The organism is Streptosporangium sp. NPDC023615, from assembly GCF_040640155.1.
In the GTDB taxonomy this organism is placed as follows: Bacteria; Actinomycetota; Actinomycetes; order Streptosporangiales; family Streptosporangiaceae; genus Streptosporangium.
Window position 1 is genome coordinate 1 of the sequence record NZ_JBFABE010000092.1, and the last position, 23,654, is coordinate 23,654.

At 73.3% G+C, this 23,654-nt stretch carries 14 protein-coding genes and 1 pseudogene; 12 read left to right on the forward strand and 3 right to left on the reverse strand.

Annotated features, from left to right (window positions below):
• The 7 genes and pseudogenes from AB0G16_RS35655 to AB0G16_RS35685 all read left to right on the forward strand — a co-directional run.
• A pseudogene (locus AB0G16_RS35655) lies at nt 1-6,328 on the forward strand (hypothetical protein); the annotation flags it as partial.
• A 414-nt stretch (nt 6,329-6,742) separates the two neighbouring features.
• Nucleotides 6,743-7,186 carry a hypothetical protein gene (locus tag AB0G16_RS35660; RefSeq protein WP_362815006.1) on the forward strand — a complete coding sequence of 148 codons (444 nt, stop codon included), beginning with the start codon at nt 6,743-6,745 and terminating at the stop codon, nt 7,184-7,186.
• 82 nt (nt 7,187-7,268) lie between these two features.
• Nucleotides 7,269-8,540 (forward strand): ATP-binding protein, encoded by a 1,272-nt coding sequence (locus AB0G16_RS35665; RefSeq protein WP_362815008.1) that lies wholly within the window; start codon nt 7,269-7,271, stop codon nt 8,538-8,540.
• Nucleotides 8,537-9,232, forward strand: coding sequence for a response regulator transcription factor (locus AB0G16_RS35670; RefSeq protein WP_362815010.1), 696 nt, complete (start codon nt 8,537-8,539; stop codon nt 9,230-9,232). Before AB0G16_RS35665 ends, AB0G16_RS35670 begins: the two co-directional genes overlap by 4 nt.
• A 134-nt stretch (nt 9,233-9,366) precedes the next feature.
• Nucleotides 9,367-10,080, forward strand: coding sequence for an ATP-binding cassette domain-containing protein (locus tag AB0G16_RS35675; RefSeq protein ID WP_362815012.1), 714 nt, complete (start codon nt 9,367-9,369; stop codon nt 10,078-10,080).
• A 53-nt stretch (nt 10,081-10,133) separates the two neighbouring features.
• A complete protein-coding gene (locus AB0G16_RS35680; protein ID WP_362815014.1) occupies nt 10,134-10,934 on the forward strand; it encodes an ABC transporter permease in 801 nt (266 codons plus the stop codon).
• Complete coding sequence (locus AB0G16_RS35685) at nt 10,931-11,794, forward strand: ABC transporter (protein ID WP_362815016.1); 864 nt, start codon at nt 10,931-10,933, stop codon at nt 11,792-11,794. The genes AB0G16_RS35680 and AB0G16_RS35685 overlap by 4 nt, the downstream gene beginning before the upstream one ends.
• 182 nt (nt 11,795-11,976) lie before the next feature.
• Here AB0G16_RS35685 and AB0G16_RS35690 read toward each other — a convergent pair whose 3' ends face one another.
• Nucleotides 11,977-12,684 carry a hypothetical protein gene (locus AB0G16_RS35690; protein WP_362815018.1) on the reverse strand — a complete coding sequence of 236 codons (708 nt, stop codon included), beginning with the start codon at nt 12,682-12,684 and terminating at the stop codon, nt 11,977-11,979.
• Between the two features lie 94 nt (nt 12,685-12,778).
• Here AB0G16_RS35690 and AB0G16_RS35695 point away from each other — a divergent pair, with 94 nt between their 5' ends.
• The 4 genes from AB0G16_RS35695 (at nt 12,779) to AB0G16_RS35710 (ending at nt 19,218) form a co-directional block, all read left to right on the forward strand.
• Nucleotides 12,779-13,549, forward strand: a complete 771-nt coding sequence (locus AB0G16_RS35695) for a hypothetical protein (RefSeq protein ID WP_362815020.1) — start codon at nt 12,779-12,781, stop codon at nt 13,547-13,549.
• Nucleotides 13,550-13,813: 264 nt separating this feature from the next.
• Entirely contained in the window at nt 13,814-15,157 is a 1,344-nt protein-coding gene (locus tag AB0G16_RS35700) for a hypothetical protein (RefSeq protein WP_362815022.1), read from the forward strand.
• Nucleotides 15,158-15,244: 87 nt separating this feature from the next.
• Nucleotides 15,245-16,570 (forward strand): SWIM zinc finger family protein, encoded by a 1,326-nt coding sequence (locus tag AB0G16_RS35705; protein WP_362815024.1) that lies wholly within the window; start codon nt 15,245-15,247, stop codon nt 16,568-16,570.
• The gene (locus AB0G16_RS35710; RefSeq protein ID WP_362815026.1) at nt 16,567-19,218 is read left to right on the forward strand and encodes a DUF6493 family protein; all 2,652 of its coding nucleotides are present in this window, start codon (nt 16,567-16,569) and stop codon (nt 19,216-19,218) included. The genes AB0G16_RS35705 and AB0G16_RS35710 overlap by 4 nt, the downstream gene beginning before the upstream one ends.
• 31 nt (nt 19,219-19,249) lie before the next feature.
• Here the strand turns inward: AB0G16_RS35710 and AB0G16_RS35715 are convergent, their stop codons facing one another.
• Both AB0G16_RS35715 and AB0G16_RS35720 read right to left on the reverse strand, forming a co-directional pair.
• Complete coding sequence (locus AB0G16_RS35715; RefSeq protein WP_362815028.1) at nt 19,250-20,014, reverse strand: VOC family protein; 765 nt, start codon at nt 20,012-20,014, stop codon at nt 19,250-19,252.
• Between the two features lie 143 nt (nt 20,015-20,157).
• Nucleotides 20,158-21,114 (reverse strand): TIGR01777 family oxidoreductase, encoded by a 957-nt coding sequence (locus tag AB0G16_RS35720; protein ID WP_362815030.1) that lies wholly within the window; start codon nt 21,112-21,114, stop codon nt 20,158-20,160.
• Between the two features lie 193 nt (nt 21,115-21,307).
• On the opposite strand from AB0G16_RS35720, the gene AB0G16_RS35725 reads away from it, so the two are divergent.
• Nucleotides 21,308-23,413, forward strand: a complete 2,106-nt coding sequence (locus AB0G16_RS35725; protein ID WP_362815032.1) for a hypothetical protein — start codon at nt 21,308-21,310, stop codon at nt 23,411-23,413.
• Nucleotides 23,414-23,654 lie beyond the last annotated feature (241 nt).

Genomic DNA, 23,654 nt, shown 5'->3' on the forward strand with positions numbered 1-23,654 from the left:
CAGGACGGTCTGCAGCAACACCTACGTCGTCACCCAGGCCGACATCGACGCCGGGGCCATCGTCAACACCGCCACCGCCTCGGGCACACCACCCACCGGACCGGCCGTGACCTCCGACCCGTCCACCGCCACGGTCGCCGTCATCGCCGCTCCCGCCCTGGCCCTGCTGAAGACGGCGTCACCGGCCACGGCGACCGCCGCCGGGCAGACCGTGACCTACGAACACCTGGTCACCAACACCGGTAACACCACCCTGACCGGGGTGGACGTCACCACCACCGCCTTCACCGGCTCGGGCACCGCCCCGGTGATCACCTGCCCGGTCACCACCCTCGCACCGGGCGACAGCACCACCTGCACCGGCGCCTACGTCCTCACCCAGGCCGACGTCGACACCGGAACCGTCACCAACACCGCGACGGCGTCGGGCACGCCGCCCACCGGACCGGCCGTCGTCTCCGATCCCTCCACCGCGACGGTGACCGCCACACCCGACCCCGAGCTGGCCCTGCTGAAGACGGCGTCGCCGACCACGGTGATCGCCGCCGGGCGGACCGTGACCTACTCCTACCTGCTGGTCAACACCGGCAACACCACCCTGACCGGCGTGGACGTGACCGAGAGCGTCTTCTCCGGCACCGGGCCCGCCCCGGTGATCACCTGCCCGGTCACCACCCTCGCCCCCCAGGACACCACCACCTGCACCAGCACCTACGTCGTCACCCAGGCCGACGTCGACGCCGGGGCCGTCGTCAACATCGCCACCGCGACCGCCACGCCCCCCGGGGGCTCCCTCATAGCGGCCCCTCTGTCCACCGCCACGGTCAGCATCACCCCGGCTCCCGACCTGGCGCTGTTGAAGACGGGGACACCGAACACGGTGACCGCGGCCGGGCAGGAGGTGACCTACTCCTACCTGGTCTTCAACACCGGCAACACCACCCTGACCGGCGTGGACGTCACCGACACCGCCTCCTCCGGCACCGGACCCGCTCCGGCGATCACGTGCCCGGTGGTCACGCTGGCACCGCAGGACACCACCACCTGCACCGGCACGTACGTCACCACCCAGGCCGACATCGACGCCGGGACCATCGTCAACACCGCCGTCGCCACCGGCACCTCCCCCGGCGGGACGGTCGCCACCTCCGCCCCGTCCACCGCCACGATCACCGCCACACCGGCTCCCGGCGTGGCGGTGCTGAAGACGGCGTCACCGACCACGGTGGCGGCCGCGGGCCGCACGGTGGTCTACTCCTACCTGGTGGTCAACACCGGCAACGTGACGCTGACCGGCGTGGACGTCACCGGCACGTCCTTCTCCGGCACCGGGCCCGCCCCGGTGATCACCTGCCCCGTCGTCACGCTCGCCCCCCAGGACACGACCGTCTGCACCGGCACCTACGTCACCACCCAGTCCGACATCGACGCCGGATCCATCGTCAACACCGCCGTCGCCACCGGCACACCGCCCACCGGACCGGCCGTGACCTCCGCCCCCTCCACCGCCACGGTGACCGCCACACCGGCTCCCAGCCTGGCCTTGCTGAAGACCGCGGCACCGGCCACGGTGGCCGCCGCCGGGCGGACGGTCATCTACGCCTACCTGGTCGTCAACACCGGCAACGCCACCCTGACCGGCGTGGACGTCACCGACACCACCTTCTCCGGCACCGGACCCAACCCGGCGATCACCTGCCCGGTCACCACGCTCGCCCCCCAGGACGCCGTCGTCTGCAACAGCACGTACGTCATCACCCAGGCCGACATCAACGCCGGGGCCATCGTCAACACCGCCCTCGCCACCGGCACTCCCCCGGAGGGTCCGGCGGTGACTTCCGACCCTTCCACCGTGACGGTCGTCGTGGAGGCGGCTCCCGGCCTGGCGCTGCTGAAGACGGTGTCGCCGAGCACCGTGACCGCCGCCGGGCGGCCCCTGACCTACTCCTACACGATCGTCAACACCGGCAATGCCACCCTGACCGGCGTGGACGTCACCGACACCACCTTCACCGGCACCGGCACCCGCCCCGTCATCACCTGCCCCTTCACCGTCCTGGACCCCCAGGACACGACCGTCTGCACCGGCACCTACGTCACCACCCAGTCCGACATCAACGCCGGATCCATCGTCAACACCGCCGTCGCCGTCGGCACACCGCCCACCGGGCCCGCGGTGGTCTCCGATCCGTCGACCGCGACGGTCGGCGGGGAGGCGGCTCCCGGCCTGGCGCTGCTGAAGACGGTGTCGCCGAGCGTCCTGACGGCCGCGGGGCGGCAGGTGACCTACTCCTACACGATCGTCAACACCGGCAACTTCACGCTGACGGGCGTGGGCGTGACCGAGACCGCCTTCTCGGGGACGGGCACGCCCCCGGTGGTCACCTGCCCGGCCACCACCCTGGCGCCGCAGGACACCACGGTCTGCACCGGCACGTACCTGGTCAACCAGACCGACATCGACGCCGGTGGCGTGGTGAACACCGCGGTCGCCTCGGGCACGACGCCCGCCGGGGCCGTCGTGACCTCCGACCCGTCCACCGCGACGGTCACCGAGGTGGCGGCCCCCACCCTGGCGCTGCTGAAGACGGCCTCGCCGAGCACGTTCACGGCCGCGGGACGGCCCGTGACCTACTCCTACACGGTCGTCAACACCGGCAACACGACGCTGACCGGCGTGAGCGCGACAGAAACGTCCTTCTCCGGCACCGGGACACCCCCGCAGATCACCTGCCCGGCCACCACGCTGGCACCGCAGGACACCACGATCTGCACCGGCACGTACATCACCACCCAGGCCGACGTCAACGCCGGGACCATCGTCAACACGGCCACGGCGTCGGGCACCCCGCCGTCGGGCCCGCCGGTGACCTCGGCCCCGTCCACGGTGGCGATCACGGGTGAGCCCGCCCCCAGCGTGGCGCTGCTGAAGACGGCGTCGCCGAGCACGGTGTCGGCGGCGGGACGCGAGGTGGTCTACTCCTACGCGGTCGTCAACACCGGGAACCTGACGCTGACCGGGGTGACCGTGGCGGACGTCACCTTCTCGGGCACCGGGACGCCCGGCGTGATCGTCTGCCCGGTCACCACGCTCGCCCCGCAGGAGACCACCACCTGCACCAGCACGTACGTCACCACCCAGGCCGACGTCGACGCCGGTGTGATCGTCAACACCGCGGTGGCCGCGGGCGTATCACCGGGAGAGACCACGCTGACCTCCGCCGTGAGCCTGGCGGAGCCGTCGGCGGCCGCCGTGGTGACCTCGGACCCGTCGACGGTGGTGGTGACCGCCGAGCCGGCTCCCAGCCTGGCGCTGCTGAAGACGGCGTCGCCGAGGACGGTGGCCAGGCCGGGCGAGGCGGGAACCGTGACGTACTCGTACGCGATCGTCAACACCGGCAACACGACGCTGACCGCCCTGACCGTGGCGGACACCGACTTCTCCGGCACCGGCACGCCCCCGCAGATCACCTGCCCGGTGCGGACGCTGGTGCCGCAGGCCACGACGACCTGCAAGAGCACCTACGTCACCACCCAGGACGACGTCGACGCCGGCGCGATCGTCAACACCGCGGTGGCGTCGGGCACCCCGCCGGTGGGTCCCCCGGTGAGCTCCGAGCCGTCCACCGCGACGGTCGCCGCGGAGCTGTTCGCGACCCTGACGCTGTCGAAGTCGGCCTCCCCGTCGGTCGTGTCGCAGGCGGGACAGACGATCACGTACTCGTACGCGGTCGTCAACACCGGCAACCGGACGCTGACCGGCGTCGACGTGACCGACACCTTCTTCTCGGGGTCGGGCGGGCCTCCCGCCATCACCTGCCCGGCGGTGACGCTGGCGCCGGACGGCGCGACGACCTGCACGAGCACCTACCTGGTCACCCAGGCCGACATCAACGCCGGAACGATCACCAACACCGCGGTCGCCTCGGGCACCCCGGTCGGGGGCTCCCCGGTGACCTCTCCGCTGTCCTCGACGACGGTCGCCGTCGAGGTGATCACCGGCCTGACCCTGTCCAAGACGGCGGAGCCGGGCACGATCACGGCACCCGGGGTGAACGTGACCTACTCCTACCTGGTCACCAACGCCGGGAACTCCACGCTGACCGGCGTGGAGGTGCGGGACACCTTCTTCTCGGGCTCCGGCACGCCTCCGGTGGTGACCTGCCCGGCCACGACGCTCGCGCCACAGGGCTCCACCGTCTGCACGAGCAGGTACGTCACCACCCAGGCCGACGTCAACGCCGGATCGATCGTCAACACCGCGACCGCCACCGCGTCCTCCCCCGGAGGCCAGGTGCTGACCTCCAACCCGTCCACCGCGACCGTCACGGCCGCGACGGCTCCCGGCCTGGCGCTGCTGAAGACGGCCTCGCCGAGCACGGTGGCGTCCGCCGGACGGACGGTGGTGTACTCCTACGACATCGTCAACACCGGCAACTCGACGCTGACCGCCCTGAACGTGACGGACACCTCCTCGGGGTCCGGCGCGCCGACACAGATCACCTGCCCGGTCACGACGCTCGCGCCGCAGGACACCACGACCTGCACCGGCACCTACGTCACCACCCAGGCCGACATCAACGCCGGGTCGATCGTCAACACCGCGATCGCCACGGGCACGCCCCCCTCGGGTCCGGCGGTGGCCTCCGGCCCGTCCACGGTGACGGTCGCGGTCGAGCCGGCCCCCGACCTGGCGCTGCTGAAGACGGCCGACCCGACGGCGCTGCTGGGGCCGAACCAGACGATCACGTACTCGTACCGGGTCGTCAACACGGGCAACGCGACGCTGAGCGACGTGAGCGTCAGGGACACCTTCTTCTCCGGCTCGGGCACGCCCCCGCAGATCACCTGCCCGGCGGCGACCCTGGCGCCGCAGGACACGATCACCTGCACGAGCACGTACGTCACCACCCAGGCCGACGTCAACGCCGGGTCGATCGTCAACACCGCGGTCGCCACGGGCACCCCGCCCGTCGGTCCCGTCATCGTCTCCGACTCCTCCACCACGACGGTCAGCGGGGGGCCGGCTCCCAGCCTGGCGCTGCTGAAGACGGTGTCGCCGAGCGTCCTGACGGCCGCGGGGCGGACCCTGATCTACTCCTACCTGATCGTCAACACCGGCAACACGACGCTGACCCAGGTGGACGTGCGGGACACGGCGTTCTCCGGTACGGGGACGCCCGGCGTGATCACCTGCCCGACGCGGACGCTGGAGCCGCAGGAGTCCACCGTCTGCACGAGCTCCTACGTCTCCACCCAGGCCGACATCGAGGCCGGGACCGTCGTCAACACGGCCCAGGCCTCGGGTGTCTCGGAGTCGGGGCCCGTGGCCGCCGCCCGCCCCCGCCTGGCGGCCGTGGTGGTGGCCTCGGCCCCGTCCACGGTGGCGGTGACCGTCCTGCCGGTCGTGAGCCTGGCGATGCTGAAGACGGCCTCACCGAGCACGCTGACGGCGCCGGGGCAGACGATCACCTACTCCTACCTGATCGTCAACACCGGCAACGCGACGCTGAACGGGGTGGGCGTGACGACCACCGTCTTCACGGGGACCGGAACACCCTCGGCGATCACCTGCCCGGTGACGGCGCTGGTGCCCCAGGACTCCACGACCTGCACGAACACCTACGTCACCACCCAGGCCGACGTCGACGCCGGCGCGATCGTGAACGCCGCGACGGCCTCGGGCGCCTCCCGGCTGGGCATCGTGGCGACCTCGGACGCCTCGACCGCGACGGTCACCGCCGTGCCCACCCCCGCGCTGACGCTGCTGAAGAGCGCGTCGCCGAGCACGGTCAGGGAGGGGCAGACGATCACCTACTTCTACCTGGTCGTCAACACCGGCAACTCGACGCTGAACGGGGTGGGCGTGACGGACCTCTCCTCGGCGTCGGGGACGCCGCCGCAGGTCACCTGCCCGGCGACGAGGCTGGCGCCGCAGGACTCGACGATCTGCACGAGCACCTACGTCGCCACCCGGGCCGACATCGCCTCCGGCGCGATCGTGAACACCGCGACGGCCTCGGGAAGCCTGTTCCCCGGCGCGGTCACCAGCTCCAACCCCTCGGCCGCGACGGTCGCGACGACCGCCTCGGGAGGCGGCGGCGACGGCGACGCGACGGGCCGCAAGGCCGAGATCCGCTCCGACTCGTCGACGTGCACCACGGTCGAGTTCCTCGGGGAGCGGCGGGTGTGCTGCCAGCGGAGGCACCCGTCACGGTGGCACCGGGCCCAGGACCGCCGGTGCGGCATCGGCCCGCTCCAGCACTCCCGCCCGGACGCGAAGGAGCGCGGCGACGCTCGTCCTCGCCCGTTCCGCCGGGACAGGTGAGGATCGCCCCCCTCCGTTGAACGGGTCGCACTCCCGGACGGATCGCCCCCGGACGGATCGCGGCCCCGGACGGATCGCGGCCCCGCGAACGGAAAGGAGGGCCCGATCTCGTCGAACGTGAACATCGCATCAAAAGGGGGTCAGTGACGGACAACAAAGAATGTCGCCCGCCGGGGCGGTCGTATCATCGTCAATGAATACGAGGCCCCTCCTCTCACAACAATCACGGATAAACGGTTTTCGGCGGCCGTCCGGCACATCATACGGCCGGCCTGCGGGAACCCGGTGCGGCCGGTGGGTCTTCCGGCCCGGCACCAGTGGTGCCGCACACGGCGGAAACCGAAAGCAGATAAATCAAACGATTCAACGACAATGCGGGAGCCGGTCGTGAACATGAAATGCACGTCATCCTCGATGATGAGAATCTCCGCACTGCTGATGACCTCGATGCTGGCCACCGGGTGTTTCGCCGACGAGGGCGGAGACACCATGCGCAACGTCGCGGCGGTGACGGAGGAGAAGCCGGCCGCGGCCCCGACTCCGGAGGAGCTCGTGGCGAACCCGCTGCCGACGCAGCTGGCCAACGAGCCCCGCGTCCGCCAGAACATCGTGCAGACCAAGTGCGCGGCCGTACCCGGCGGCTGGAGCGCGCAGGGAACGGCGAGGAACCCCGGCAAGAAGGCCGTCACCTACAAGGTCGTCGTGTACTTCACCACGACCAAGGCGACGACGCTGGACTACGCCCAGGCCCTCGTGACGGTCCCGCCGGGCAAGACGGTGCCCTGGACCGCGAAGAAGCAGTTCCAGGCGAAGAAGGAGATGCTCTGCCCCATGCCCGGGATCAGCGTCGTGTCCTGACGGCATGACGGCCCGGCGGCCCGGCGTGTCCCGGCGGGCGGGCGTGTCCGGGGACCGCCGTGCCGCGACATAGGGTGCAGTGATGCGGACCCGCCCCCTCGCCGATCGAGTCGTGACCGGCTCGGACGACAGGACGTGGCCGTTCCCGGACGCCGTGGTCGCGGCCGGCGTCGTCGGGGTGTTCTGGGTGCCGCCCGCGATCGGCGCCGCCGACCCGCCACGCCTGGTGGCCGGGCTGGCGCTGGCCTCGGTCGCGGGCGCGGCGATGATCCTCCGCCGGCGCCTGCCGGCCTCGTCGACGGCGGCCGCCGGGATCTCGACCATCGCGGGTGGCCTCCTGGGGGTGTGCCAGGACCCCATGCTCGCCACGGCGTGGTGCCTGTACTCCCTCGCGATCGCCCGCGCGTCCCGTACCCGCGCGTTCGTCCTCGTCCTGGCCGGTGTCCTCGCGGCGCTGACGGCGGTGACGGGTGTCCCCGAGGAGGGCGCGAGCGGCGCCGGGCAGCGGCTGCTCCTCTCCGTCGCCGCGCTGAGCGGCGCCTGGCTGCTCGGCGCCACCACCGCCCGGCAGGTCGCGGCCGCCCGGGAGGCGGAGCGGGCCCGCGTGCAGCTGGAGGTGGCGCGCGACGTGCACGACGTGGTCGGCCACGCGCTGGGGGTGATCGGCGCGGAGGCGGGTGTGACGCGGGGGCTTCAGGACGCGGGCGAGCGGGAGCTGCGCGACTCGCTGGCCGGCATCGAGGCGCACGCCAGGAGCGCGCTGGAGGAGATGCAGGGGCTCGTGCGCACCCTGCGTTCCTTTCCCGCCTCTCCGCTCTCGCGGGCGGACGCGGGACCGTGGGGTGGGAGCGCCGCGCCGGCGGAGGCGGACGCGGGGACCCGGCAGGCGGGTGCGGGACCGCGGGAGGCGCTCGCCGGGACGGAGCGCCTGCCCTCGGTGATCGCCGCGACGCGCGCCGCCGGGGTGCGCGTCGACGCGCGGATCGACCCGCACGGGCATGAAGACGGGCATGAAGGGCGTGAGGTGCCCGTCGACCCCCTGGTCGGCGCGGTGGTCCTCCGGATCGTCCAGGAGTCGCTGGGCAACGTGGTCCGGCACGCCCCCGGCGCGGAATGCGTGGTGGACGTCCACCGGGACGGCGAGACGATCGTCGTCCGTGTCCGTGACCACGGTCCGGGAGCCCGTCCGGACGGGACCTGTGGACAGGGGCCTCCTGAGCTGGGGACCTCCGGATTCGGGCTGCCGGGGATGCGGGAACGTGCCCTGCTCGTGGGCGGCGTCGTGACCTGGCGCGACCACCCGGAGGGCGGGTTCGAGGTCGTCGCCCGCCTGCCCGCCCGGGGTGCCCCGTGACCGGGTCACCGGGCGAGGGCGCGAGGGGGCACGAGGTGATCGGCGTCCTCCTCGCCGACGACGACGACCGTTTCCGCGGCGTGTACCGCAAGCTGTTCGACCGGACCGAGGGGTTCCGGGTCGCCGGGGAGGCGGCCGACGGGGCGGAGGCGGCCAGGCTCGCCGACGCGCTCAGACCGGCGGTGGCGCTGCTCGACGTGCAGATGCCCGGCACCGACGGGCTGGAGGCGGCGCGCCGCATCCTGGGCGCCCGGAGCACCCGGGTGATCATGTTGACGACCTTCGACCTCGACGAGTACGTGTACGAGGCGCTGACGCTCGGGGCGTCGGGGTTCCTGCTGAAGAACGCGTCCCCGCCGGAGGTGCTCCAGGCGGTCCGCACCGTCCACGCGGGCAACGCCATGCTCGCCCCGGAGATCACCGCGAGGCTGCTGCGGCGGTTCGCGCCGCAGCCGCCCGGCCGCCGGCACGCCTTCGCCGGTCAGGTGCTCTCCGAACGGGAGGTGCAGGTCATCCGCTCCGTGGCGCGCGGGCTCTCCAACCGGCAGATCGCCGACGAGCTGTTCCTGAGCGTGGAGACGGTCCGCACCTACCTGCGGCGCATGTTCGCCAAGCTCGGCGTGAACGACCGCACCCACCTCGCCGTGCTCGCCCACGAGGCGGGACTGCTGCACGAGCCCCGGAACCGGTGACCCTCGCGCCGCCGGGGGTGGTCCCGCCGGTACCGGCCCGCCAGGTGTCTACTTTCGGGTGACGCGGGCCGGAGCCCTCGCGCCGCAGGCTGGAGCCGTCCATCCGACGAGACGGCGAAACGGCGAGGCAGACGATGATCGAGGTTGTTGGGCTCAGCAAGCGGTACGGGAGGAAGGTGGCCGTCGACGACGTCGGCTTCACCGCGCGTCCCGGCCGGGTCACCGGCTTCCTCGGCCCCAACGGGGCCGGCAAGTCCAGCACCCTGCGCATCCTGCTGGGCCTGGACGCGGCGACCGGCGGCACCGCGTCGATCGACGGCAGGCGGTACCGCGACCTGGCGTACCCGCTGCGCACCGTGGGGGCGCTGCTCGACGGGGCGGGGCCGGTGCCCGAGCGGCGGGCCGTCGACCACCTGGCCTGGATCGCCCGGTCCAACGGGATCCCACGGCGCAGGGTCGGCGAGGTGCTCGAGATCGTGGGCCTGGCCGACGTCGCCCGGCAACGGGTGAGGAAGTACTCCCTGGGGATGGGGCAGCGGCTCGGCATCGCCGCGGCGCTGCTCGGCGACCCCGAGGTCCTCGTCCTCGACGAGCCCGCGAACGGGCTGGACCCGGAGGGGATCCGCTGGATCCGGCACCTCCTGCGCGACCAGGCCGCGTCCGGCCGCACCGTGCTGCTGTCCAGCCACCTCATGGCGGAGATGGCCGGCACCGCCGACGACGTGGTCGTCATCGACCACGGCCGCGTCGTCGCCCAGGGCGCCCTCGCCGAGGTGACCGCGGGGCACCCGTCGCTGGAGGCGGCGTTCTTCGCCCTCGTCGGCGACCGGCCGGGACCGGGACGATGAGCTCCCCGCCGCGTGTCCTCCACACTCCCCGGCGACCCCTCGGAGCCGGGACGATGAGCACCGTGCTGCACGCGACCCGGGCGGAACTGTCCAAGATCCTCACCCTGCCGGGCGTGTGGATCTTCACCGGGATCGTCCTCGCCCTCGACGTGCTGATCGTGTCCGCCTCCGCGGGGCTCTACGCCGAGGCGGTGGCGAACATCACGCCCGACGGCATCATCGAGATCTTCATCGACGATCCCCAACCGGCGACCGAGGCGATCCTCGACATGCTCGTCGCCTCCTCGCTGCAGATCGGCGTGTTCCTGCCGATCGTCGCCGCGATGATCGCCGGTCAGGAGTTCCGCTCGCACCAGCTCGGGCCGACCGTGCTCGCGGTCCCGCGCAGGGGCCTGCTGCTCGTCGCCAAGACCCTCGCGCTCACCGCGTACCTGCTCGTCGTGGCGATCCTGATCGCGGGGATCAGCACCGCCTCCACGTACGCGGCCGTCAAGGACTGGAACCCGGGCCTGTTGCTGACCGGTGACGCGTTCCTCGGTCAGGGGAAGTTCGTCGTCTTCGCGGTGCTGTTCTCGCTGACCGGTTTCGCGATCGCCGTCATCGGCCGCGGCACCCTCGCCGGCGTCGTCGGCGTCGTCGTCCTGATCGCCTTCACCATGGTGCAGTCGCCGTCCGAGGCCGGTCCCGCCCTGGACGCGTTCCTCCCGGTCGGCGCCGGACGGAACCTGCTGCTGGACGCCGGCGCGAACCGGCTCAGCGCCGGCCCCGGACACGGCCTGCTCGTGCTCGCCGGCTGGGCACTGGTGACCACGGCCGTCGCCGGGATCACGCTCGCCAGGAGGGACGCGCGATGAGCCCCGACGAGACCGGTGATCCCGGCGGGTCCGGCGAGACCGCCGGGGCCGGAACGTCCGGCACGACCGGCAGGACCCGTGAGACCCGCGGCACCGGGGACGTGTCGCGCGCCACCGGCGCCCCCCGGTTCGGTGACGTCCTGGCCGCGGAGCTCATCAAGATCCGTACCTTGCCCGCCGTCTGGATCGCCCTGGCCGTCGCGTCCGCCGCGAACCTCGCCCTCGCGGTCCTCGCCACCACCGACGTCGTGAAGGTCGCCGGCCAGGACGGGCCGATCGCGATCGGGCAGGTGGGCACGCTCATGCTGTCCCCGGTCTACGTCCTCGTCGCGATCGCCGTCCACGCGGCGGGCGGCGAGTACCGTACCGGGCAGCTCCGCGTCAGCCTCGCCGCCGTCCCCGGCCGGAACCGGCTCCACGCCGCCAAGCTCGCCGCGACCACGACGGCCCTTCTCCTCGCGGCGGTTCCCGCGATCCTTCCCGGTCACCTCGTCCGGTACGTCCCGGAGGTCACCGGCGGCCGCCTCGGGGCCGGGGCCGCGGCCCGCGACCTCGCGGCGCTCCTGGGGGTCTGCCTCCTGCTCGCGTTGATCGGCCACGGCCTCGCCGTCGTCGCGAGGAGCGTCGTCCTCCCGCTCGCCGTGCTCGTCGTCACGCCGGTCCTCGTCTCGCCGCTGCTGCGGGGAAGCCTGCCGGACCTGGTGAGGCTCCTCCCCCACGAGGGGGCCCTCGCCCTGCTGGGCACGGCCGACGACCCGGGCACCTCCCTCGGCCGGACCGGCGGGCTGCTCACCCTCGCCCTCTGGGCCGCGCTGTCCGCCGGATGCGCCTGGACGGCCCTCACCCGGCGGGACGCCTGAGGTCCTCCCCCTCACGGCGGCCCGGCCGACACGAGGGCCACAGCGGATGCGACGGCGACGAACGGATCCACGGACCGGTGGAAGGACCGCTCGGCAACGGCGACTTCCAGGCGGGGGGCCGTCGGCGCCCTCCCCGGCACACCCCAGGTGATCGGCGTCTCCCGGCCGGCCCCGTGGCCTCGTCAGCCGTCGGCCGGGAAGACCCATACCCGCAGCGCCCCGATCGGCCGGCAGCCGTTACGGATCGCGGCACGCAGCGCGTCGTCCCGCTCGTACCCCACCACCGGCAGGCCCGGGGCGATCCGGGCCGCCGCGTCCAGGACCCCGCCCCACACCTCGTCGGGGTCGCGCTCCCCGCAGAACACGTTGGAGACCCCGGCGGCCCCCGCGGAGAGGTTCACCATCGCACCCGCGACGACGCGTCCCGAGGCACGACCGGCGACGACCCCGCACCCCGGGGTCTCCAGCAGGCCCGGCAGGAGGACCCCGGCGGCCTCGTCCCCGGAGGCGGACCTCCAGGCGTCGAGCTCCTCGGGAGAGGTGACCTCCTCCCAGCTCAGGCCGCCCCCGGGAGACCGGCCGGGGGGTCCCGCCGGACGGTGGATCCACGTCGCCTCGAACAACGGCTCGTACCCGGCCGGGCCGAGGTCGAGGGTCGCGAAGCTGTCCTTCACCCCGGTTCCCGCCGCGGGAGCGCCGAGCGCCGCGGCGACGTCCTCCGCGTCCGTGCGCGGCGACAGGGTGACCAGGTCCGGGTAGTACGGCAGGCCGTGACCCCGGTTCACCCAGAACCCGGCGCCGAACGCGCCGGGCAGGCCGTGACTCCGGCACACGAGGTCACACCATTCCGCGTTGTTCCTGGCGGCCACGGCCACCGGCCCCTCCGACATGTGAGGCCCTCCCTCTCCCGCTCCGCCGTCGCCCGCCGACCGGTACAGCATCGGGCGGAAGATCATTACCGTACGAGCCCGCGGGACGTGTCCCGTGAACGCGCACACCCATGATCCCGAAAGCCTCGGCGGGGACGACACGGCGGACTCGATCTGGGACGTCCTCGCGAGGCCCTACCTCGGTGAGGCCGGGACGGCTCCCCCGTGGATCATCAGACACCTGGACAACTCCAACGCGCCGGGCGACCGCATCCGCCTGGGCGATCCGGCGACCAGGACGTACGTCATACTGAGCAAGTTCATGGACAGGTACGTCCACGCGGAGATCTTCGAGGCGCGCGGGCTCTCCGACGCCCAGCGGGAGCGGCTCCACGCCATGGGCTGGAGGCTGGAGTCCACCGGGACCTCGCAGATCCGGCCCACCTGGTCCATCGGCTGGAGATGGTACGAGACCGACCCGGAATTCCTCAGGGGCCGCGCCGAGGCCGTCATCGGCGCGTTGCGCGACGTGCTCGCCGTGCCGCCGGAGCGGTTGCGCTGCTGGTCGTGGGGTGACGACGGCCCCCTCGACGCCCCGTTCCTCATGAAGGGTCACGACGAGCGTCCCACGGCCACCGGTGCTCCCGCCCGGTGTACCGATTGGGAGGATCTGCGGCGGCGCCTGGACTGGACGCTGCAGACCCTCCCCACCGAGAGCGCCGTGATCCTGACCGACACCGAACGCGGCGGGGTGCAGTTCATGACGGACGGCCTCGGCTTCCACGACCCCGCGGAACTCACCGTCAGGACCTTCCGCAACGGCATGGGCGACGAGCACGTGAAGCACGTCGCCGAGGAACTGGGCATCCGCCCCGAGAGGCCCTGACCCGCGGCGATCTCCTCACCGGCGGCGTCCCGGGCGGCGGCTCCCCCCGCCGGGGACCCGGACGCGTACCGGCCCGAAGACAATTGTCCGCCGATATGAAAAGGCCGGGAAGAGCATTTCGCGCGGGCCCGTCGCGCCCGCCCGGAAACCCGTTCCGCCGACGTCCGCAAGACCACCGATGTTTTCATTCGTTTGCCCGCGTCACGTCCTTCAAGGATGATCTGCATATAAAGCGAGGAATACCGAAGGGCGACGATGAAGGCATTGCTGGTCATTCTGAGTGTCGTCGTGGTGGGCGCGCTGGTCGCGGTTCTCCTCGTGCTGCGGACCCCGGCGGGCGACGAGGGGGAACGCCTGGCGTCGGCCTCGACCGCCGCGCCCTCGGTTCCCGCCTCCGCGGACCCCGCCTCGCCGCCGGCCCGCAAGAGCGTGCTGCTGGACGTCGAGGGCGCCGTCATCGAGGAGTTCTCCGGTGACTGCGCGAGCAGCGGGCACCGCTACCTCTGCCGGTACGTCGGGGAACGCCTCGCCGCCCTGGACCCGGGCCTGCCCGCCCGCGGCGGCCTGACGATCCGCACGACGATCGACCAGCGGCTCCAGCGGGCGGTGCAGCGGGCCGTCGACACCCGTGTCCACCGCGACGACCCCCAGGTGGCCACCCAGGTCATGATCGTCCCAGGGGAGGGCGCGATCAGGGCCATGGCGACCAGCAGCGGGAACGGCGACGTGCCGGGCTTCCAGCAGGGCACGACCGCGATGCCTTACACGCTGGCCGCGGCGTTCGCCGCCGGTCTGCGCTCCGACGACGGCTTCCTCGTCCCGGACAGGTATTACGCCCCGAGCTACTCGGCGTTCAAGAACTGCGCGAACCAGGCCGTCGGTGATCCGAGCCACTCCGTCGGCGACCGGGAGAAGAAGGGGAAGCGCTTCGTCACCCTGCGGTCGGGCACCCGGGAGGCGGTGAACACCTTCTTCATGCTCCTGGAGGAGAAGGTCGGCCTGTGCGAGACCGTCCGGATGGCCGAGCGGCTCGGGCTCAGGCGCACCGACGGTTCTCCGTTGCGGGAGTTCGAGACGTTCACGCTGGGCGTCAACGAGACGGACCCCGTCTCGGTGGCCACCTCCTACGCGACCCTCGCCGCCCGCGGCCGCTTCTGCGAGCCGACGGTGATCACGGAGATCCGCGACGGCTCGGGGGCGCCGCGTTCCTTCCCGCCCCGGTGCCGTGAGGTCCTGGACCCGGCGGTCGCCGACGCGGTCACCGGGGTGCTGTCGGACGCCCCGGCGGGGAGCGCGCCGCGGGGCGTCGGCCGCGAGGCGGCGGGCATGCCCGGCACGGTCAATGGCCACACCGCCGCCTGGTACGCCGGTTACACCCCAGCCCTGGCCTCGGCCGTCAGCCTCGGCGACTCGCGCGGCGCGTTCCACCACACGCTGCGGGACGTCACCATCAGCGGCCGGCACTACCCGGGAGGGGAGGCCTCGTCGATCCCCGCTTCGATCTGGAAGGAGACGATGACCGAGGCGGTACGGGGAACGCCGGAGACCGGCTTCACCCGGCCGGACGCCGAACGCTTCGGTGCCTGCCGCGACGCCTGTCCGAGCTGACCGCCACGGGTGACGGCCCCGATCGATCGGCGGCGCGGAACGGACCGCGCAGGATAAATGTCGGTGAGCGTGGCTACGGTCCCGACCATGACCAACGCGGTACAGGCGTACGCGTACGCCGGCCCCTCCACGCTCGACGCCGGGCACCTGGCCCTGTCCACCTCGGGCGGGCGCACGGCGCGCGGCCTGACGAGCCACCCCCGGTTCTTCAGCGGCCTGCTGACCGAGGCCGCCCCCGCCGCGGCCGGGCTGCTGGCCGTGGCGAACGTCGCGCGGGCCCGCTACGACCGCCCGGCCCCGACCTTCTCCCGCGACCCGGTGGTGACCTGCAACGGCGACCGGCTCCGGTTCGAGTCGTTCTCCGCCTGCGGCGGCGTCTACGCCCGCCTGGACGTGCTGGAACGCGCCCTCGACGGGGAGGTGGTCGACCTGGGCACCACCAACGTCGACGTCAACGGCCCGCTGCGCGAGGCGCTGGCCCGCGTCGGCGGCGCCGACCCCCTCCACCTGGGCGTCGGGCGCGACGAGCTGGCCGTCACCACGCTGGACGGCGCGGTGGTGGAGAAGAAGGTGCCGCTGCCCGAGCGGTGGCTGCGCGGCTTCGCCGAGGTCCAGCTCGTCACCGCCGGTTTCGACCTGCGGGCGGAGCTCGCCGGCCTCGAGGCGGTGCGCTTCCTGCGGGCGCTGCCCCGCCGGGTCGGCTCGGCCCTGTGGGTCCTGCCCTCGGGCCGCTCGCTGCGGCTGACCGCGAACCCGGTCCCCGGCGCCGTCTGCCTTCCCGGGCCGGACCGGCTGGCGACGATGCTCACGCTGCTGCGCTTCGCCAGGACCCTCAGGCTGTACGGGCCGGCCCGCCCGGAGGCGGCCGTGGCGAGCGCGTGGGAGCTGGAGCTGCCCGGCATGCGGTACGTGCTCACCCTCTCCCCCGACAGCCGCCGCTCCTTCTCCACCGAGGGCGCCGTCCTGCGGACGCTGGCCGCCGACGACGACGGCGCGGACGACGCCGGCCTGGTCGGCGCGCTGCTGGCCTTCGAGCCGAGGGTGGAGCCCGACCTGCTGGCCGAGCGTTCCGGCCTGGAGACGTCCCGGGTGCGGGACGCGCTGATCCGGCTCGGCGCGGCCGGCCGGGTGGGGTACGACACCGCCGAGGCCGGTTACTTCCACCGCGAGCTGCCCTACGACCGCGACAGGGTCGCCGCGATGAACCCGCGCGCCAGGGCCGCCCGCGAGCTCGCCGACGGCGGGGCCGTACGGTTCGACGGCCCCGATCGGGCCCTGGTGACCTCCGGCGACCAGGTCCGCGAGGTGCGCGGCACCGCCTGCACCTGCCCGTGGTGGGCCAGGCACCGAGGGGAACGCGGGCCGTGCAAGCACGTGCTCGCCGTACGGATCGTGAAGGAGACCCGGACGTGACCGCGTGGGACGACGTACGCGAGCTGATCGACAAGTGTGACGCCGACGGCGTCGCGGCGCTGGTCGTGACCCTGGACGACGCCGCCAGGCGCCAGGTCGCCGGGGAACTTCCCGGGCACCTGAAGGAGGTCCGGCTCTACCTGGACTCCTGGCGCGGCGCCGGGGAGCACGCCGAGGCGTTGCGCGCGGCGGGCGCCGGCACGATCGCCACCGCCACCTCGGTGGCGTCCTGGCTCACCCGGCGCGGCCTGGTCGGCTCCGGCGAGACGGTCGACGACACCCGGCGGCTGCTCGGCCTGGTCGGCACCCGCCCGCGGGCGTGGCAGGCCGAGCTGGCGACGCGCCTGGCCGGCAGGCTCCGCGGGGGCGACCCGAGCTACGGGCTGACCGCGGCCCTGATCCGCCGGACCGGCGTCGAGCCGCCCACCGACGACGGTTTCGTCGTGGGCTGGGTGTCGGCGGTGCTCGGCGGGTGGCGGGTGTCCGACACGCTGACCGCCGACCCGCTGGCGGACGCGCTCCTGCCGAGGATCTTCCACGCCCAGGGCGTCGGCGAGGTCCTGCAGTGGGAGGGGGACCCCACCGACGGCCGTACCTGGCTGGGCGGGCTCCGCGCGCTGGCCGCCACCGGCCGGGTCGACCGCGCCATGCTGCTGGAGGGGTGCGTCGGCCGGTTCCTGCGCGGTGGCACCGCGCTTCAGCTGCGCTTCTTCGTCCGCCTGCACCAGGCGCTCGACCCCACCCCGGCCGAGGTGGCGCCCCGGGTCCGCGACTACCTGCGGCTGCTGCCGTCCGCGCCCGGCCCGGTCGCCGAACTCGCCCTGGGGCACCTGCGCGCGCTGCCCACCGTCCCGCCCGGCGACTTCGCCGAAGCCGTCGACGCGCTGATGTACCGGCCGGAGAAGAAGCTCGTGCGCGCCTGCCTGTCCTGGCTCGACCGGTCCGTGCGCCTGGGACCCGAGTACGCCGGGGCGGCGACCGCGGCCCTGGCGGCCGCCTTCGGCCACGACTCCTCCGACGTGCAGGAACGCGCCGTACGGCTGGCCGCCAGGCACGCCGCGCACCTGGACGCGGCACCGCTGCGCGAGGCGGCCACCGCCCTGCCCGCCGACCTGCGCGCGCTCCTCGGCGTCTCCCGGACACCGGCGCGGGACGAGAGGACCGCCGGGGAGGAGACACCGATCCCCCTGATCGCCCCGGCACTGCCCCCGGTCGAGTTCCCGTCCCCCATCACCACGACGGCCGAGCTCGCCGCGGAGTTCACCCGCCTCGCGAACGACCCTTTCAGCGAGCTCGGCTGGCTGGACACCGAACGGTTGATGGCGGCGCTGGTCGAGCTCACCCACCGCGATCCCGCGGCCGTACGGGCGGCCCTGGCGTCGGTGCCGGAGAGCGAACTCGACCGCGAGGTCCGCGAAAGCGAGGACACACGGGCGGCTCTGGCGTTGATGGCGATCCACCAACCCTGGGGATGGAGCGTGGGTGAGAAGCCGTTGGCGTGGCTGTGGACGGCCATGCGGGCCGTCGTCTCCCCGCAGGCGCCGCCCGCGCCCCGTTTTCCGGACCAGCTCTCGGCGCCGAACCTGCTGATCCTGCGCCGGATGGCCGAGCTCGTCGCCGCGGCGCGGGCGGGCGACCTGCCGCCGGTGCTGCTGGCCACCCCGACGAGTGTCAGCGGCCATGTCGACCCCGCCGAGCTCCTCGCCCGCCTCGAACGGCTGGAGGCCGCGGGCCTGGAGCCGTCGGACGCCGACCTGCAGCAGGCGCTGCTGCGGATCCCCCGGCGGGTCGACGCCGGTGTGGCCGCGAGGGCCGCCCTGCTCACCGGTTCCGCCGGTCGGCTCGCGGCGCGCTGGATGGCCGGGGACGGACCGGCCGACCCCGTCGTGACGGTCCGGTACCGCTACACCGACGGCGGCTCCCATCGCTGGTTCGACGAGGGGCGACCGCCGGACTACCACCGCGACCCGTGCGCGTCCTCGTTCGTCGCGGCTTCGCCGGCCGGGCTCGACCTGATCGACCTGCTGTGCCGCGACCCCGATGCGTACTTCCACCATCGCGGCGGGTACATGAGCTGGTGGGCCGGGGTCATGCCCTCCCGTCGCGAGGTCGTCGCGGCCCACCTGCTGCCGTTCTTCGACTGGGAGTGGCGCGAGCGCGGCCCCGACCTGTCGATCCTTCACGACCTCGCCCGCGCGGACGGTCCCCTGGGCCCGGCCTTCGCGGCCGCCCTGATCTTCCATCTGAACGACGAGGACCCGGCCGGGCGTACGGCGGCCCTGGACGTGCTCCTCGCCCTCGCCGCGGCCGGCGACCTGCCCGACAGCGACGTGGGAGACCAGCTCGGCCACCTGGTCGGGAACGGGATGGTGACGCTGAGCCGCGTCACCCCCTCGCTGGCCGAGGCCGAACGCGCGGGGGCGGGCGCCCAGGTGTGGCGGATCGTCGCGGCGGCCCTTCCCCGCGTCCTGCCCGCCCCCGGCGAACGGCCGCCCAGCGGCCTGGCCGACCTGATCGCGCTCGGCGTCAGGACCGCCCCGCCCGGCGGCACCACGCACGTCCCCGGCCTGGCCGGGATCGCCGCACGCGGCGGATCGAGCCGGATGGTCCGCGAGGCGGCCCGTCTCGTCCGGCTCCTCCCGCCCTGACCCACCGGGGCACCCGCTTACGCCGTCATCGTCAGCCGACGCTGGCGATGACGGCGAAACGCGCGCCGAAGGGGTCGGTGACCACGGCGAAACGGCCGACGTCCTCGATGTCGGCGGCGGGTGCGACGACGTCGCCGCCGAGCTCGCGCACCCGGTCGACGGCCGCGTCACAGTCGGCCACCTCGAAGTACGACAGCCAGTGCGGCCGGTCCCCCTCCTGAAGCCGCATGACGCCTCCCAGGTCCTGGCTGTCGTCCCCGGCGGTCGACAGCAGCAGGTAGGGCATGTCGCCGAACCTGATGTCCTGGATCCTCCAGTCGAGGACCGCGTGGTAGAAGGGCTGGACGGCGTCGGGCTCGGGAACGTAGAGCTCCAGCCAGGCCAGGGAGCCGTTCTCGGTGACGAGGTCGAGGCCCTTGATCGTGCCCGGTTGCCAGACGGCGAACTCCGCGCCACCGGGGTCGGTGAACCCGGCCATCCGCCCCTTGGTGAAGACGTCGTCCGGCGCGATGCGCACGGTCCCGCCGGCCTGTTCGACCGCCTTCGCCGTGGCGTCGGCGTCGGCGGTCCGGAAGTACGGCATCCACGCCGAGACCGCCCCCTCCTGGGTGAGCGGCCCGGCGGCGGCGACGACCTTGCCGTCGAGCTCGAAGAAGCCGTAACCGCCCGAGTGCGGCCCGGCCGACTGGAAGCTCCAGCCGAGCAGGGAGCCGTAGAAGGCGGCGGCGGCATCGACGTCGGGCGTACCCAGGTCGATCCAGTTGGGGGCACCGGGGACATAGCGGGTGGTGAGCATGGACCTCTTCCTTCGACGCGTTCACATGCCGGTGACCCGTCTTGCGGGCCTCCGTGCGCGGGGGAGCCGTTGATCCGGTCACCCGCCAGCCTGACAGAGCCCACCGACGGTTTCCGATCACCCGCGCCCGGCGCCCGGGCGCCTCACCCGGTGACGCCGCCCCCTCCGCGCACACGCCGTACGAGGTCGCCGGCCGCCTCCGGCCACCGGGCGTGCTCGAAGGCGAAACCCGCCTCGAGCAGGCGGCCGGGGACGACCCGGCGGCTCTTCAGCAGCAGTTCGGTGTCCGAGCGCAGCGCGAACGCGCCGAGTTCGGTCATCCACCGCGTCGCGGGCAGGCCGACCCGGACGCCCCACGCCGCGCGCAGCGCGCGCATGAACGCCCGCTGCGGCAGAGGGTCGGGGGAGGCGAGGTTCACCGGCCCGGAAAGGTCGTCCCGCCCGGCCAGGAACGCGACGGCGCGGACGAGGTCGCGCTCGTGGATCCAGGACATGTACTGCGCGCCGCCCGCGACCGGGCCGCCCAGGCCGAGCCGCGCCATCCGCGACAGGACGTCGAAGACGCCGCCGCGATCGGGGCTCATCACCATGGCGGCGCGCAGGGCGACCTTGCGCGTGTGCGGGGTCTCGGCCCGCTCCTGCTCCCGCTCCCACGCCTTCGCGATCTCGACGCTGTACCCCCAGTAGCCCGGGACGCCGGGTTCGGTGCCGCCGAGCACGCCGGTCGCCTCGTCGTTGGGCGCGTCGAAGCGGTGGGCGTAGACGGTGGCGGTGCTCATCTGCAGCCAGACCCGGGGAGGCCGCGCGGCGGCCGCGATCGCCTCGCCCACGACCCGGGTGGAGTTCACCCGCGAGTCCATCATGGCCTTCAGGTTGGCGGGGGTGTAGCGGCAGTTGACGCTGCGCCCGGCCAGGTTGACCACGATGTCGCCGCCGTCGATCTCCTCCGCCCAGGGCCCGAGGGTCTCCCCGTCCCAGCCGACCTCGCGCTCCCGCGCCGGCCGTCTGGTCAGCACCACGACGTCATGCCCCTCGGCGGTCAGCGCACGATCCAGGATCGCGCCCACCTGACCGCTTCCGCCGGGTATCACTATCTTCATCGGTCCCCCAGGGTGTGTGGTGCGAGCCTAACGCGACGTACTGAACGCGTTCAAAAGAGGGGTGGGCATTCGTGGGCGTCGACGCGGTGGTCGACCCTGCGGGCCACGGCTGGGGGGTCGAGCCGCCGCATGACGATCGCGTGAGCACGAAAAATCCACAGGACACGATTCTTTCCAGCTATAAGGTGCGTCCGTGGACACTCTGGAAAGCCTCGTCATCGCCAGGCGGCTTCGAGTCCCCGTCGACGCCCCCGACGCCCCGGGCTGGGGAGAGGTTGCCGCGCGCCAGCTCGACGCCGCGCTGCTGAGCGTCGGCTTCACGTGCTCGCCGGCCCTGCTCGAACGCCTGGGCAGGCTGCCCGGGGAGACGGTGGTCGATCTCGGTGTACGGGTCCTGGCGGCCGTTCGCCACCTGGTCGGCGACCACGTCCGGCACAACGCCTACTTCGTCGACTTCCCGAGGAACGTGCCCGACACCGTGGAGTTCTGGGCCGGGTTGCTGCGCCAGGCCGTGCTCGACCCGGTCGCCGCCACGCCCGTCCCGTCGCCGGCGATCGACCTGCTCGCGCTGCCCGGCTACGGCCGCTACCGGCACACCTACGCCGACCTGCTGGCCGCGCACGCCGAGCTGATCCCGCTGGCCGGCGACCGGGTGACCGTGCTGGAGCTCGGCGGAGGCCTGGAGGCGGAGGCGCGCGAGCTCTACCTCTCGCTGGCGGGCTCGCAGGTACCGCTGCCCGCCGAGGACCTGGCGGCGCTGCGGTCGCTGGCCGCGTTCTGCGCCGACGAGCCCGAGCGCGTCCCGGTGCGCGAGAACCGCGCCGTCCTCAACGAGGCCCGCCTGGCCGCGGGCCGCCCTCCGCTCGTGGACACGGTGACCGACGTGCTGCGGCTCGCCTGCGGCCTCTCCGGCGGTGACGTCACGCTGGCCGTTCCCACCAGGTTCCGCTCGTTCCCCCGGGCCGAGCGTCGCGCCCTCCTGCGGGCCCTGGACGCGGTCGCCTCCCCGGGCGCGCTCGGCGACGTCCCGCGGCACCGCGAGCAGTGGAAGCGGCTCGGCGAACGGCTCCACCCCGGCGAGCACCCGCGCTTCCCACGCGCCGCGCGGGTCTTCGAGGTCGCCAGGGGCCTGCGCCGGGCGCGCGGTCTGGACAGCCGGGTGGAGGAGGCCCTGTCGGCGGGCCGTACCGGCGACGCCGTCGAGCTGCTGGAGAGGGCGCCCGGCGCGCTGCTGCGCCGCCTCGACCATCTGCTGCGGACCGGCTCGCCGGTCTCGGCCGTGCTGGACGCCGCCGAGAGGGCCGCGGCGGGCGCCTCCGGCCGGGTCCTGCTGTCGTTGCGCGAGCACCTGCAGAACCGGCTCGCCCCCGCGGCCGGGCGCGTCTTCGTCAACCGGCACGGCAGGGCGTGGACGGCGGCCGACGCCCGCCCCCCGATCGAGGAGGACGTCGTGTTGCGGGCGGCGGCCGTCCTGGACGAGGAGATCGTCCGGCGCCTTCCCGACCCCGGCACGCTGATCGTCGATCCCGAGGCGCTCGACATCGCCCTGCCGCTGTCGGGCAAGGCCGCCGCGCCCGGGCTCGGCATGCTGCCGCGCGGCTCGCTGTCGGCGGTGGACGGGGAGTCGCTGCGGTTCTTCGTCCACTGGCGGCAGGCCGTGCGGCGCACCGACTACGACCTGTCGGCCCTGATGCTGGACGCCTCCTACGGCGACCCGGAACACATCTCGTGGACGAACTACGGCAACGGCTTCGCCGACTACTCCGGTGACCTCGTCGACGCCCCCGAAGGCGCGAGCGAGTTCATCGACATCCGCCTCGCGCGGGCGACCCGGCCGATCGTCATCCCGCAGGTGAACATCTTCAGCGGCGAGGCGTTCGACGAGGCCGCCGAGGCGTTCTTCGGCTACATGACCAGGGACGCCGAGCAGGAGGGCATGCCGTTCGAGCCGCGTACCGTGCGGATGAAGTCCGACCTGCGCGGGTCGGGGCGGGTCGCCCTGCCGCTCGTCTTCCTGCGCGGCGACGACGGATCCTGGCGGGTGAAGTGGCTGCACCTCTACCTGAGGGGCGCTCCCCGCTTCAACCAGGTCGAGGGCAACCGCCTCACGACCTCCCTGCTGGTGCGCTCGATCGTCGAACGCGACCACCTGCGCGTCGGGTACCTGGCCGGCCTGCTGCGGCGGAAGGGCTCACCGGGCGAGCACACCACCTACATCGGTCTGCGGGCGCCGTCGGATCCGCCGGCGGGCACGCGGGTGTACACGCCAGGGACGCTGCACGAGCTGATCCCCGCCTGATAACGTGACGACCGCGAGGCCATGGGAGGGCTTCCTCTTTCCAAAAGCTCTAGCCTTCCCGCCTTCCTCGCGTTCCGGTCGTGAGGCCATTCGGAAGCTTCCTTCTACCTGGTTCAAATCCAGGTAGGTCCAATCGGGCCTACTGGCATCTCAGCTTCCGAGCCTTCCTCACGACCGGCCGACCTCCGGTGTCGTCGTCTTTTCGCTCAGTCCTCGGTCGTCGTCGCCCGGTGTTCGAGTT

Bases quoted from the DNA above. Each gene is read 5' to 3' on its own strand.
- AB0G16_RS35675 (WP_362815012.1), top strand. From the start codon at position 9,367: ATGATCGAGGTTGTTGGGCTCAGCAAGCGGTACGGGAGGAAGGTGGCC.
- AB0G16_RS35705 (WP_362815024.1), top strand. From the start codon at position 15,245: ATGACCAACGCGGTACAGGCGTACGCGTACGCCGGCCCCTCCACGCTC.
- AB0G16_RS35680 (WP_362815014.1), top strand. From the start codon at position 10,134: ATGAGCACCGTGCTGCACGCGACCCGGGCGGAACTGTCCAAGATCCTC.
- AB0G16_RS35660 (WP_362815006.1), top strand. From the start codon at position 6,743: ATGATGAGAATCTCCGCACTGCTGATGACCTCGATGCTGGCCACCGGG.
- AB0G16_RS35665 (WP_362815008.1), top strand. From the start codon at position 7,269: ATGCGGACCCGCCCCCTCGCCGATCGAGTCGTGACCGGCTCGGACGAC.
- AB0G16_RS35685 (WP_362815016.1), top strand. From the start codon at position 10,931: ATGAGCCCCGACGAGACCGGTGATCCCGGCGGGTCCGGCGAGACCGCC.
- AB0G16_RS35690 (WP_362815018.1), bottom strand. From the start codon at position 12,684: ATGTCGGAGGGGCCGGTGGCCGTGGCCGCCAGGAACAACGCGGAATGG.
- AB0G16_RS35720 (WP_362815030.1), bottom strand. From the start codon at position 21,114: ATGAAGATAGTGATACCCGGCGGAAGCGGTCAGGTGGGCGCGATCCTG.
- AB0G16_RS35715 (WP_362815028.1), bottom strand. From the start codon at position 20,014: ATGCTCACCACCCGCTATGTCCCCGGTGCCCCCAACTGGATCGACCTG.